The sequence below is a fragment of the Streptomyces sp. NBC_00096 genome (assembly GCF_045041305.1).
Lineage (GTDB): Bacteria > Actinomycetota > Actinomycetes > Streptomycetales > Streptomycetaceae > Streptomyces.
Genome location: NZ_CP108221.1, coordinates 2,006,608 through 2,019,446 on the forward strand (window position 1 = coordinate 2,006,608; position 12,839 = coordinate 2,019,446).

Annotated in this window: 9 protein-coding genes; 7 read left to right on the plus strand and 2 right to left on the minus strand. The window is 72.8% G+C overall.

All coding sequences use genetic code 11. From position 1 onward, the window contains the following. The first annotated feature begins 31 nt into the window (after positions 1-31). A complete protein-coding gene (locus OG904_RS08375) occupies positions 32-304 on the plus strand; it encodes a hypothetical protein (protein ID WP_405488903.1) in 273 nt (90 codons plus the stop codon). Between the two features lie 487 nt (positions 305-791). Here OG904_RS08375 and OG904_RS08380 read toward each other — a convergent pair whose 3' ends face one another. After that, the gene (locus OG904_RS08380; RefSeq protein ID WP_405488905.1) at positions 792-2,216 is read right to left on the minus strand and encodes a hypothetical protein; all 1,425 of its coding nucleotides are present in this window, start codon (positions 2,214-2,216) and stop codon (positions 792-794) included. 239 nt (positions 2,217-2,455) lie between these two features. Here OG904_RS08380 and OG904_RS08385 point away from each other — a divergent pair, with 239 nt between their 5' ends. After that, entirely contained in the window at positions 2,456-3,058 is a 603-nt protein-coding gene (locus OG904_RS08385) for a hypothetical protein (protein ID WP_405488907.1), read from the plus strand. A 209-nt stretch (positions 3,059-3,267) separates the two neighbouring features. On the opposite strand, the gene OG904_RS08390 is transcribed toward OG904_RS08385, so the two are convergent. Next, a complete protein-coding gene (locus tag OG904_RS08390; RefSeq protein WP_405488909.1) occupies positions 3,268-3,927 on the minus strand; it encodes a TetR/AcrR family transcriptional regulator in 660 nt (219 codons plus the stop codon). Between the two features lie 327 nt (positions 3,928-4,254). On the opposite strand from OG904_RS08390, the gene OG904_RS08395 reads away from it, so the two are divergent. The 5 genes from OG904_RS08395 to OG904_RS08415 all read left to right on the plus strand — a co-directional run bounded on the left by OG904_RS08395 (position 4,255) and on the right by OG904_RS08415 (position 12,816). Next, positions 4,255-4,395: a hypothetical protein gene (locus OG904_RS08395; protein WP_405488911.1), complete on the plus strand. Its 141-nt coding sequence runs from the start codon at positions 4,255-4,257 to the stop codon at positions 4,393-4,395. Positions 4,396-4,898: 503 nt separating this feature from the next. Further along, complete coding sequence (locus OG904_RS08400; RefSeq protein ID WP_405488913.1) at positions 4,899-6,677, plus strand: glycoside hydrolase family 3 protein; 1,779 nt, start codon at positions 4,899-4,901, stop codon at positions 6,675-6,677. Positions 6,678-6,793: 116 nt separating this feature from the next. Beyond that, positions 6,794-7,537: a response regulator transcription factor gene (locus OG904_RS08405; protein ID WP_405488915.1), complete on the plus strand. Its 744-nt coding sequence runs from the start codon at positions 6,794-6,796 to the stop codon at positions 7,535-7,537. Between the two features lie 35 nt (positions 7,538-7,572). Next, a complete protein-coding gene (locus tag OG904_RS08410; RefSeq protein WP_405497868.1) occupies positions 7,573-8,628 on the plus strand; it encodes an ATP-binding protein in 1,056 nt (351 codons plus the stop codon). Between the two features lie 258 nt (positions 8,629-8,886). Continuing rightward, positions 8,887-12,816: a multifunctional oxoglutarate decarboxylase/oxoglutarate dehydrogenase thiamine pyrophosphate-binding subunit/dihydrolipoyllysine-residue succinyltransferase subunit gene (locus OG904_RS08415; RefSeq protein WP_405488917.1), complete on the plus strand. Its 3,930-nt coding sequence runs from the start codon at positions 8,887-8,889 to the stop codon at positions 12,814-12,816. Positions 12,817-12,839 lie beyond the last annotated feature (23 nt).

Genomic DNA, 12,839 nt, shown 5'->3' on the forward strand with positions numbered 1-12,839 from the left:
CGACGATGCCTCACCCTGCCGAATACTAGAGATGGCGCGGGAGACCTTCACCGAGGTGATAGCGCCCCTGCACGACCTGCCCGCGCTCATCGAACCCGCCGACGCCTCCGGCGGATTCCGCGTCCGGGCCCACCGCGTGCCGCGCACCGCCGGGAGCTACGTCGCCCACCTGGTCTCGCTGCAGGGCTGCGGCCCGTACTTCGGTCCCGGACACGGCGCGCCGCGCGAGCGGACGGTGCGTCTGGCGTCGCTGCACTCCTGGTCCTTCCGCCACTTGCCGACGGGTGTGGGCGAGGCGCCCTAGGAGAAGCCGCTCTCCGGGGTCCGGCACCGACCGCGGCCGTGCGGGTACGGATCCGTTCGCTCGAGCGGATCCGCCCCCGCAGGTGCCACGGGCTCGGGCGGCTGAGCAGCCGGTGGTCCAGGTGACCGCTACGAATCCGGTGGCGCCCGTGAGCGCGGGCCTCACGTCCCCATTGACGTCGATGGATTCGCCTTCGCCTCCGGCGCCCTGGCTGTCGCTCGGGCCGGGCCCGGGCAGGACCAGCGTGTGCCGGCCCGGCTCCGCGAACACCGCGGGCGGCTCCTGGGCACGCCACGATGCCGCGCCGGTGGTCCGGAGGGGACCGGCCCGGGCGGGACACGCCACGGCGACACCGGCCAGGGCCGCCGCCGCGGCCGTGGCGGTCCTCCGGGTGACTGCGGACACGGGAACTCTCCATCTCCCAGGTGGGGAACAACCCCACGGTCCGGCCCACCACACCTCCGGGAGAATCCCCGGGCACGCGATGTCACCTGGACGGGAACCGCAGAAAGGGTTCGCCGGCAGCAACCGGCCCAACGGCCGCCGCTCCGGATCGGGCGGCCTGCTCCCCGCAGGTGCCCGGCCGGGCGAAGAGGGCCACCCGGGCGCCCCGGACCTCCGTCACCGAGCACAGGTCGAAGGCGGAGACCAGCGTCTGGCGCTTCACCGCCTCCGCCGGGTAGCCGTCCACCGGCTCCCCCGCCGGGTCCAGCAGTACGATCACCCGCCCGACCGCCGGGTCCAGCAGCGCCTCCTGGATCCCCTCCGGACTCCGCTCCACGCCCTGCAGGCTCCGCGAAGCCGCCGGGGTGCGGGACAAAGCCAGGTCGCGCAGGGAGCCGTAGACCTCCGGCGAGGACAGCAGCCATTCCCGCCGCCGCGAGGGGAGGAAGAGCACCGCGTCGCCCGGGCGCGCGAGCTCGTGGACGGCCGCCGCGACGGCCGGGACGTCGTCCTTGCGGCTCTCGGGAGTGCGCAGCCACGCGGACCAGAACCCGAGGGGTACCAGGAGGACTCCGACCAGCAGCCACGGCACCCACCCCCGCACCGCCGCGAGCCGTGCCCCCGCGAGGAGGGCGAGGCCGGCGAGCGAGTAGAGGACGTACCGGTCCACGTACCAGGGGTGCACCAGCGAGACCGTCAGCAGCACCCCCGGCGGCAGCAGCGTCAGCGGCAGCGCGACGCGTAGGAGTTCCCGTGCGACCCCCCGCCGGGCCAGGAGCAGCGCCACGGCCGCGACCACCCCGTACGCCGCCCAGTCCTGCCAGCCCGGCCGCCCGAGCCAGCCCAGCTGCTGCTGCGCCTGCCGCGCGCTGACCAGGGCGAGCGGCAGCAGCCCGGCCACCACGGCCCCGGCGGCGAGCCGCCAGCCGCGCGACCGCCGGGCGGCGAACGCGTGCGCGGGCAGCGCCAGTACGGCGAACTCGTGCAGCCAGCACCCCAGCAGCAGGACCACGGCGTAGGCGACCCACCGCTCGCGCAGCATCAGGTAGGTCGCCCAGACGACGGCCGCGGCGACGAGGGCGTACGAGCGCCCCTCCTGGGCGTACATCTGCACGGGCGGCAACGCGGCGTACCCGAGCCCGGCCAGCAGGGCGACCCGATCCCGGTGGCCGCCCCGCCCGGCCGGATCACGGCCCCGGTCACGGCCCCGGCCATCGCCATCGCCATCGCCATCGCCATCAACCCCACCAGCCTCGTCGTCCCCGCTCCGGTCCCCCGCCAGCCGGTGGGCCACGGCGGCCACCCCGGCGGCGGCCAGGGCGGTGGCGGCCACGGACGGGAGGCGCAGGGCCCACAGGTCGGCGCCGGTGCCGATGCCGCCGCCCGCGCCGCCCGCCGGCCCGAACGCCGCGGACACCGCGAACACCGCGTGCATCAGTGCGTAGTAGAGGCCGTGCACGGCGTCCACCTGGCCGAGCAGTTCCCAGAGCCCGCCGAGCGGCCGGTGCGCGACCTGCCAGGTGACGGACTCGTCGCGCCACGCGGAGCCGCCGCGCGCAAGTCCCCAGAGGCCGAGGGCGACGGCGGCGAGTGGCGGCAGCCAGCGCCAAAGGGCGAAGCGGCGGATGTCGGCCTCCGGGTGCTATCCGTGCGGGTGGTGCTGACTCCATACTCGGGGTTCGAGCGGGATACCTGTGGGGGTGGGACGTGCGAGCACGCGGATGGCGAGTCGGCCTGACGGCGGCGACCGTGGCGCTGGCCGCGGCGGCGGCCCTGGGCGGTTGCTCGTCCGGCGGGGCGAAGCACGGGGCCTCCCCGACGCCCGGGACGACCACGGGCGCGAGTACTCCTTCGGCGACGGGCACGGGCGCGCCGTCCCCCGGGCAGAGCTCCGGTCAGAGCCAGAGCCCCGGCACCGGCGCCACCGCCACCGCCACACAGCCAACGCCTGGCGGTTCGCCCCCCACCTCGGAGGCCACCCTCGTCGCGGTCACCCGCAGCGGCGGCATCACGGGGAAGGCCAGCACCCTGATCATCAGGGAAGACGGATCGTTCCTGCGGCTCGACGCGAAGGCCGCGACGGTCGACCACGACACGCTCCCGGCAGCGTCCCTCGCGAAGCTGCGCACCGCGCTGCAGGAGGCGGACTTCCCCCATCTGCCCCGGATCTCGAAGCCCGACCGGCCCGCCATCGACGCGTTCACGTACGCCTTCCGCCACGCCGGCTACGAGGTCGCGGCCGACCAGACCACGCTGCCGCAGCCACTGCAAAAGGTCCTGGCCGCCCTGCCGCCCTTCGAACCCCGCTGAGCGACCACCCCGACCGCTCCCGACCGCTCCCGACCACCCCGACAGCGGCCCCGGCCCTGGTGCCACCGAACCGGCCCGGGTCCCGCGACCGCGCACGGGCCGCCGGCCCCGACGCCGACCGCGCCGGCAGGCGTCGCCTCCGGAGCCGGCGGGCCCGCCCTGCCCGGTCCGCCCTGTCCGCCCGGTCCGCCCGGTCCGCCCGGTCCCCCCTACAGTCCCGTCCCCGCCACCGTGATCTCCCGTAGCCTCCGGTCCAGGTACGCGCGCAGCAGGACCGCCATGTCCACGCCCTCCGGGTCCAGGACCCACTGGATCTGGAATCCGTCCATCACGGCGAGGATCTCGCGGCCGACGGCCTCGCAGTCCGTCCCCACCCGTACCTCGCCGCGCGCGACCCCCGCCCTCAGCAGGTCGACGCTGTAGCCGAGGACCCGGGCGTAGCGCTGCCGGAAGTAGTCGTGCGCGGGGTGGCCCTGGTTCCCGGACTCCCCGACCAGCGTGTTGTACATCCGCACGAGGCCGGGCCTGCGGGCATTGTCCGCGGCGAGGGCGACGACGGCGGCGAAGTGCGCGGCGACCGAGGGGACCTCCTCGGCGGGCCTGCTGAAGAGCCGCTCCACGTCGTGCTGCTCGCTCTGCGCCAGGACCGACAGCAGCAGGTCCTCCTTGCCGCGGAAGTGGTGGAGCAGCCCGCCCTGGGTGATCCCGCAGTCGGTGGCGATCCGGGACAGCGAGGAGGCGTTGAAGCCCCACTGCGCGAAGTGCTCGACGGCGGTGTCGAGGATCTTCTGGCGACGGGCGTCGCCCACCGCGTACGTGCCCCGGCCGGCGGCTGCCCTGGGGGCCGTGCGGCCCTTGTCCTGTGCCATGGCGCCCACCCTAGGCCGTCCCTTTCCGATCTTGCCGGGCCCGCGGCGCCCGGCACCGCACCCGGCCGCGCCGCCGGGGCGCCCGATTACGTCCAGTGGGCCGGCGTGCCCCTCCGCCTTGGCGTGCGCGGCAAGGCGGGCACCGCGGGCTCGGCCGACAGGACGTGGAGGAGACGGCCGGGCGCAGTCCGTTTCCGCCCGTTTCCGGCCACCCGCAAGGGGTGACCCAGGTCACTCGACGAAAACCTAGTGGGTGCATGGTTTTCACCCCTACGGTGAAAACGCCGGGTCGGCGACGAGGTCGCCCCGGAGACGCTGGAGTCCCCCATGCAGCTCACGCAGGACGCCGGAGGCGTACGCGACGCCCCGGACCGACCGGATCGGGCCACCGCCCCGACCCGGCCCACGGGCACCACCGCCGGCACCACCCCCGCCGGCACCCCGCAGTCCCCACCCCCGCCGGGCTGATCGCCCGCCCGGAGACCGCGGTCAGCGACACGAGGGCAATCGGGACACGGGCGCCCCTGAACCTCGCCGCCGCCCTCTGCCCGCTTGCTCCCCCACCGGCTCTCCCGACCGCTTCCACAGCCACTCGTCCCGACGCCCGCGACATCGCCACCAGCGGAGCGGGACGCCCACCGGGGCGCCTACGGGGCCGACCACAGCGGGAGCGACAAAGCGCCTCCACTTCCCCAGCCCCACCACCCCGGCGACCGACGACACCCCCGACCAACCGGTCCCCCCGAGCCGGAACCACAACGGCACCCCCACCTCCCCACCCCTACCACCGCGGCGACCGACGACACCCCCGTCCAGCCGGTCCGCCCGTCGGTGCCCGCCCGGGCGGCCCTTCGCGCAACCCCGCACCTGGCACCTGACACCGCCGCGCGATCGCCCGTACCCACCCGCACCCCCACCCCCTCGCCCTCGCCCACGCCCACGCCCGCCCCACCCCTCCCAGGAGCCCGGCAATGACCGCGACCCCCGCCGCCCGCCCCCTCCCGTACAAGGACGCCGCCCTCCCCGTCGACGACCGCGTCGAGGACCTGCTCTCCCGGATGACCCTGGAGGAGAAGGCCGGCCAGCTCTTCCACTCCATGCTGATGATGAATCCGGACGGCACCCCGGTCACCGAGACCGACGGCTCGATCCTCCCGTTCACCACCCCCGAGCTGATCGAGGGCCGCTCCCTCACCCACTTCAACCTCCTCGGCAGCTACGGCGCCCGCGAGATGGCCACGTGGCAGAACACCGTCCAGAAGATGGCCGCCGGCACCCGCCTCGGCATCCCGGTGACCCTGTCCACCGACCCCCGGCACTCCTTCACCGACAACGTCGGCGCCTCCTTCAACGCCGGTGCCTTCTCCGCCTGGCCCGAGGCCATCGGCCTCGCCGCGATCGGCGACCCGGAGCTGGTCTTCGAGTTCGCCGACACCGTCCGGCGCGAGTACCTCTCCGTCGGCTTCCGCGTCGCCCTGCACCCGCAGATCGACCTGGCCAGCGAGCCGCGCTGGGCGCGCCAGTCGGGCACCTTCGGCTCGGACGCGAAACTGACGGGCGAGCTCGTCCAGGCCTACGTGCGCGGCCTGCAGGGCGAAACGCCCGGCGCGGGCTCGGTCTCCGCGATGGTCAAGCACTTCCCGGGCGGCGGCCCGCAGAAGGACGGCGAGGACCCGCACTTCGCGCACGGCAAGGAGCAGGTCTACCCGGGCGGGATGCGCGAGCACCACCTGGAGCCGTTCAAGGCGGCCATCGCGGCCGGCTGCGCGCAGATGATGCCGTACTACGGCCAGCCCATCGGCACCGACTGGGAAGAGGTCGGCTTCGGCTTCAACAAGGGCGTCGTCACCGGCCTGCTCCGCGAGGAGCTCGGCTTCCAGGGCATCGTCTGCACCGACTGGGGCCTGCTCACGGACTCGGTGATCTTCGGTGAGGCGCACCCGGCCCGCGCCTGGGGCCTGGAGCACCTGAGCACCGCCGAGCGGGCGGCCCGCTCGCTGGAGGCGGGCTCCGACCAGTTCGGCGGCGAGCAGTGCCCCGAGGTCATCGTGGAGCTGGTCCGCTCGGGCCGGATCCCGGAATCCCGCATCGACGAGTCGGTACGCCGCCTGCTGCGCGAGAAGTTCGTCCTGGGCCTGTTCGAGAACCCGTACGTGGACCCGGACGCGGCTGCGGAGACGGTCGGCCGGGCCGACTTCGCGGCGGCCGGGGCAGCGGCCCAGCGGCGCTCCCTGACGGTGCTCACGAACCCCGCCGGCCTCCTCCCCCTCTCCGGCAGGCCGAAGCTGTACGTCAAGGGCGTGGACGAGGCCGTCGCCGCCGAGTACGGAGAACTGGTGTCCGACCCGGCCGGGGCAGATCTGGCGGTGCTGCGGCTGCGCACGCCGCACGAGCCCCGGAGCAACGTCTTCGAGTCCTTCTTCCACTCGGGCTCGCTGGCCTTCCCGGAGCCGGAGCTCGCGGAGATCCTGGCGCTGCTCTCCACCGTCCCCACCCTGGTCTGCATCAACCTGGAGCGGGCCGCGGTGATCCCCGAGATCGCGGAGCACGCGGGCGCGCTGGTCGCGGACTACGGGGCCTCGGACGCCGCCCTCCTGGACGTGGCCTTCGGCCGGGCCGTCGCCGGGGGGCGGCTGCCCTTCGAGCTCCCGCGCTCGATGGCGGCCGTCGCCGCGTCCCGCCCGGACGTGCCGAACGACACCGCCGACCCCGTCTTCCCGCACGGCCACGGCCTGACCCTTCCCGCGTAACCCCGCACGGTGGCCCCGGGCTGCGCCCGGGGCCCGCACGGTGAACCCGTCATAGCCGGGGGCCGGCCGCTCCTCTACGCTGCACCCCTACCACGCGGGATCTTCAGGGGCGGGACATGGAACAGACGCACACCACCACCCACAACGGCGCCGCGGCCACCCCCGGCGCGCAGCGCCGGGTGCTCGTCGTCGAGGACGACCACACCATCGCCGAGGCGATCGCGGCCCGGCTGCGCGCCGAAGGCTTCCAGGTGCAGACGGCCGCGGACGGTCCGGCGGCCGTCGCCGCCGCCGAGGGCTGGCTGCCGGAGCTGCTCGTGCTGGACGTGATGCTGCCCGGCTTCGACGGCCTGGAGGTCTGCCGCCGGGTCCAGGCGCAGCGGCCGGTTCCGGTGCTGATGCTGACCGCCCGGGACGACGAGACCGACATGCTCGTCGGCCTCGGGGTCGGCGCCGACGACTACATGACGAAGCCCTTCTCGATGCGCGAGCTGGCCGCGCGGGTCCACGTGCTCCTGCGCCGGGTGGAGCGGGCCAACGTGGCCGCGCACGCCCCGCGCGGGGCCACCCTGCGCCTGGGCGATCTGGAGATCGACCACGCGCAGCGCCGGGTCCGGGTGCACGGCGAGGACGTGCACCTGACGCCGACCGAGTTCGACCTGCTGGTGTGCCTGGCCGGCACCCCGCGGGCGGTGCTCTCCCGGGAGCAGCTGCTCGCCGAGGTGTGGGACTGGGCCGACGCGTCCGGGACCCGTACGGTCGACAGCCACATCAAGGCGCTGCGGCGGAAGATCGGCGCCGAGCGGATCCGTACGGTCCACGGCGTCGGGTACGCCCTGGAGACCCCGGCGCAGCCGTGAGCGGCCACCGGTCGCCCGGGCACCGGCCTCCCGGGGTGCTGCGGCCCTTCTCGCCGTTCTCGATCAAGACGAAGCTCGGCACGCTCGTCGTGGTGTCGGTCTTCATCACCACGGGCCTGCTGATGGTGGCGATGCGCACCGCCACGGAGGTCCGCTTCATCACCGTGTTCTCGGTGATCGCCTCGATGCTGATCACGCAGTTCGTGGCGCACAGCCTGACGGCGCCGCTGGACGACATGACCACGGTGGCGCGGGCGATATCCCACGGGGACTACACGCGCCGGGTGCGCGGGGCGGGCCGCCGCGACGAGCTGGGCGACCTGGCCTCCACCATCAATCTGATGGCGGACGACCTGGAGGCGGTGGACCGGCACCGCAAGGAGCTCGTCGCCAACGTCTCGCACGAGCTGCGCACTCCGATCGCGGCCCTGCGGGCGGTACTGGAGAACGTGGTGGACGGGGTCTCGGCCGCCGATCCCGAGACCATGCGCACGGCCCTGAAGCAGACCGAGCGGCTCGGGCGGCTGGTGGAGACGCTGCTGGACCTGTCCCGCGTCGACAACGGGGTGGTGCCGCTGCGGGCCCGCCGCTTCGAGGTGTGGCCGTACCTGTCGGGGGTGCTGAAGGAGTCGGGGCTGGCGGCGGCCGGCCGGCCGGGGCTGACCTCGGGCTCGGGCGGGCACACCCGCAACGACGTCCACCTCCACCTGGACGTGTTCCCGCCGGAGCTGGCGGCGTACGCGGACGCCGAGCGGCTGCACCAGGTGGTGGCGAACCTGATCGACAACGCGGTCAAGCACAGCCCCCCGCACGGCCGGGTCACGGTCAGTGCCCGGGCGGGCGACGCGCCCGGGAGCCTGGAGCTGGAAGTGCGGGACGAAGGTCCCGGAATTCCGGAGGCGGAGCGCCGCCGGGTCTTCGAGCGGTTCAACCGGGGCAGCGCGCGGGGCGGCGACGGCGGTACGGGACTGGGCCTGGCCATCGCCCGCTGGGCCGTCGGGCTGCACGGCGGGCACATCGGTGTGGCCGAATCGTCTCGGGGCTGCCGCATCCTCGTCACACTTCCGGGCAGCTCGCAGGCGCCCGGTTGACGTAGGGTTCGAGTGGGAAGGACATGATCTCGGCCACAGGGGCCGTGGTCCGTCAGGGGTGCGAAGCCAAGGGGGCCGCAACCGCGGTGCCTCCTGCCCGAACCACGCTTGTTTCCCGCCATTCCAGGTGGTGAAACCCGCCGTTCGATGTGACCTACGCGACGTAAGTCCCGCCCGGTCTGCATCTCACGGCCCGGGAGGCGTAGCCTTTATTCCCGCTGTCCATACCTTGTGAAGCGGAAGAGGGCGGTTGCCGCCGTGTCGCCACAGTCCCCCAGTAACTCGAGCACCACGACCGAAGCAGGAGGAGGCGGGAAGAACCCCGCCCCAGGCTTCGGCGCCAATGAGTGGCTCGTCGACGAGATCTATCAGCAGTACCTCCAGGACCCGAACTCGGTCGACCGGGCCTGGTGGGACTTCTTCGCCGACTACAAGCCGGGTGGCGCTGTCGCTCCGGTGAAGGCGGATAAGCCCACGGACCGGCCCACCACCCCCGCCACGACGACGACGGACGGCGCCTCCGCACAGGCCGCCGCCCCCGTCACCGCCGTGGCTCCGCGGGCTTCCGACGCCGCCGCCACGGGGGCGGCGGGCGCCACGCCCGCCACCCCGGTCGCCGCACCCACGACGCCCGTGTCAGCTCCTGCCCCTGTACCTGCCACCCCCTCTGGTGCCCCTGCTGTGACTGTCACCTCCCAGGCCCCGGCCGCCGCCGCACCGGCTGCCCCCGCCTCCCAGGCCCCGGCTCAGGCCGCCGCCCCCTCCTCCGCCTCCGTAGCCCCCCAGAAGGCCGCGCCCGCCACCGAGGCCCCCACGGGCCCCGAACTGGTGACGCTCCGCGGCCCGGCGGCTGCCGTGGTCAAGAACATGAACGCCTCGCTGGAAGTGCCGACGGCCACGTCCGTCCGCGCCGTCCCCGTGAAGCTGCTGTTCGACAACCGCATCGTCATCAACAACCACCTGAAGCGTGCCCGGGGCGGGAAGATCTCCTTCACCCACCTCATCGGCTTCGCGATGGTGCAGGCCATCAAGGCCATGCCGTCGATGAACTACTCCTTCGCGGAGAAGGACGGCAAGCCCACCCTGGTCAAGCCGGAGCACATCAACTTCGGCCTCGCGATCGACCTGGTGAAGCCCAACGGCGACCGCCAGCTCGTCGTCGCCGGCATCAAGAAGGCCGAGACCCTCAACTTCTTCGAGTTCTGGCAGGCCTACGAGGACATCGTCCGCCGGGCCCGCATCGGCAAGCTGACGATGGACGACTTCACCGGCGTCACCGTCTCGCTGACCAACCCCGGCGGCCTGGGCACCGTCCACTCCGTGCCCCGCCTGATGCCCGGACAGTCGGTCATCATGGGCGTCGGCTCCATGGACTACCCGGCCGAGTTCCAGGGCACCTCGCAGGACACCCTGAACAAGCTGGGCATCTCCAAGGTCATGACCCTGACCTCGACCTACGACCACCGGGTCATCCAGGGCGCGGCCTCCGGCGAGTTCCTGCGCGTCGTCGCGAACATGCTGCTCGGCGAGAGCGGCTTCTACGACGACGTCTTCGAGGCGCTGCGCATCCCGTACGAGCCGGTCCGCTGGCTCCGGGACATCGACGCCTCGCACGACGACGACGTCACGAAGGCCGCCCGCGTCTTCGAGCTGATCCACTCCTACCGGGTCCGCGGCCACGTCATGGCCGACACCGACCCGCTGGAGTACAAGCAGCGCAAGCACCCCGACCTCGACATCACCGAGCACGGCCTCACCCTGTGGGACCTGGAGCGCGAGTTCGCGGTCGGCGGCTTCTCCGGCAAGTCGATGATGAAGCTGCGCGACATCCTCGGCGTGCTGCGCGACTCGTACTGCCGCACCACCGGCGTCGAGTTCATGCACATCCAGGACCCGAAGCAGCGCCGCTGGATCCAGGACCGCATCGAGCGCCCGCACTCCAAGCCGGAGCGCGAGGAGCAGCTGCGGATCCTGCGCCGCCTCAACGCGGCGGAGGCCTTCGAGACCTTCCTGCAGACGAAGTACGTCGGCCAGAAGCGCTTCTCCCTGGAGGGCGGCGAGTCCGTCATCCCGCTGCTCGACGCCGTCATCGACTCGGCCGCCGAGGCCCGCCTCGAAGAGGTCGCGATCGGCATGGCCCACCGCGGCCGGCTGAACGTGCTCGCGAACATCGTCGGCAAGTCGTACGCGCAGATCTTCCGCGAGTTCGAGGGCAACCTCGACCCGAAGTCCATGCACGGCTCCGGCGACGTCAAGTACCACCTGGGCGCCAACGGCACCTTCACCGGCCTGGACGGCGAGCAGATCAAGGTCTCGCTCGTCGCCAACCCCTCGCACCTGGAGGCGGTGGACCCGGTCCTGGAGGGCGTGGTCCGCGCCAAGCAGGACATCATCAACAAGGGCGGCACGGACTTCACGGTCCTGCCCGTCGCCCTGCACGGTGACGCGGCCTTCGCCGGCCAGGGTGTGGTCGCCGAGACGCTGAACATGTCGCAGCTGCGCGGCTACCGCACCGGTGGCACCGTGCACGTGGTCATCAACAACCAGGTCGGCTTCACCGCCGCCCCGGAGTCCTCGCGTTCGTCGATGTACGCGACCGACGTGGCCCGCATGATCGAGGCGCCGATCTTCCACGTGAACGGCGACGACCCGGAGGCCGTGGTCCGCATCGCGCGGCTCGCCTTCGAGTTCCGTCAGGCGTTCAACAAGGACGTGGTCATCGACCTCATCTGCTACCGCCGCCGCGGGCACAACGAGTCCGACAACCCGGCGTTCACCCAGCCGCTGATGTACGACCTGATCGACAAGAAGCGCTCGGTGCGCAAGCTGTACACCGAGTCCCTCATCGGTCGCGGCGACATCACCCTGGAAGAGGCGGAGCAGGCGCTCCAGGACTTCCAGGGCCAGCTGGAGAAGGTCTTCGCGGAGGTCCGCGAGGCCGCCACGCAGCCCGCGGTCGCCCCGGTGGCGCCCGCCCAGGTCGCGCAGGAGTTCCCGGTCTTCGTGAACACCGCGATCTCCCAGGAGGTCGTCAAGCGGATCGCCGAGGCCCAGGTCAACATCCCGGACAACGTCACCGTCCACCCGCGTCTGCTGCCGCAGCTGCAGCGCCGCGCGGCGATGATCGACGACGGCACCATCGACTGGGGCATGGGCGAGACCCTGGCCTTCGGTTCGCTGCTGATGGAGGGCACCCCGGTCCGGCTGTCCGGCCAGGACTCCCGCCGCGGCACGTTCGGCCAGCGCCACGCGGTCCTCATCGACCGGGAGACGGGCGAGGACTACACCCCGCTGCTCTACCTCTCGGACGACCAGGCCCGCTACAACGTCTACGACTCGCTGCTCTCCGAGTACGCGGCCATGGGCTTCGAGTACGGCTACTCGCTGGCCCGCCCGGACGCGCTGGTCCTCTGGGAGGCCCAGTTCGGTGACTTCGTCAACGGCGCCCAGACCGTCGTCGACGAGTTCATCTCCTCGGCCGAGCAGAAGTGGGGCCAGACGTCCGGCGTCACGCTCCTGCTGCCGCACGGCTACGAGGGCCAGGGCCCGGACCACTCGTCCGCGCGTCCCGAGCGCTTCCTGCAGATGTGCGCGCAGGACAACATGACGGTCGCGATGCCGACCCTCCCGTCGAACTACTTCCACCTCCTGCGGTGGCAGGTCCACAACCCGCACCACAAGCCGCTCATCGTCTTCACCCCGAAGTCGATGCTGCGTCTGAAGGCGGCGGCGTCCAAGGCGGAGGAGTTCACGACCGGTTCGTTCCGTCCGGTCATCGGTGACTCCACCGTGGACCCGAACGCGGTCCGCAAGGTCGTGTTCTGCGCGGGCAAGGTCTACTACGACCTGGAGGCCGAGCGGGAGAAGCGCGGCATCACGGACACCGCGATCATCCGCATCGAGCGGCTGTACCCGCTGCCGGGTGCGGAGCTCCAGGCGGAGATCGCCAAGTTCCCGAACGCGGCGAAGTACATCTGGGCCCAGGAGGAGCCGGCGAACCAGGGTGCGTGGCCGTTCATCGCGCTGAACCTGATCGACCACCTCGACCTGGCGGTCGGCGCGGACATCCCGGCCGGCGAGCGCCTGCGGCGGATCTCCCGTCCGCACGGCTCGTCCCCGGCGGTCGGCTCGGCCAAGCGCCACCAGGCGGAGCAGCAGCTCCTCCTGACGGAGGTCTTCGAGGCGTAAGCACGGCGCCGGCTCGAACGGCG

Coding starts and splice junctions, on each gene's coding strand:
- OG904_RS08405 (WP_405488915.1), top strand. CDS start 6,794: ATGGAACAGACGCACACCACCACCCACAACGGCGCCGCGGCCACCCCC.
- OG904_RS08375 (WP_405488903.1), top strand. CDS start 32: ATGGCGCGGGAGACCTTCACCGAGGTGATAGCGCCCCTGCACGACCTG.
- OG904_RS08395 (WP_405488911.1), top strand. CDS start 4,255: ATGCAGCTCACGCAGGACGCCGGAGGCGTACGCGACGCCCCGGACCGA.
- OG904_RS08390 (WP_405488909.1), bottom strand. CDS start 3,927: ATGGCACAGGACAAGGGCCGCACGGCCCCCAGGGCAGCCGCCGGCCGG.
- OG904_RS08400 (WP_405488913.1), top strand. CDS start 4,899: ATGACCGCGACCCCCGCCGCCCGCCCCCTCCCGTACAAGGACGCCGCC.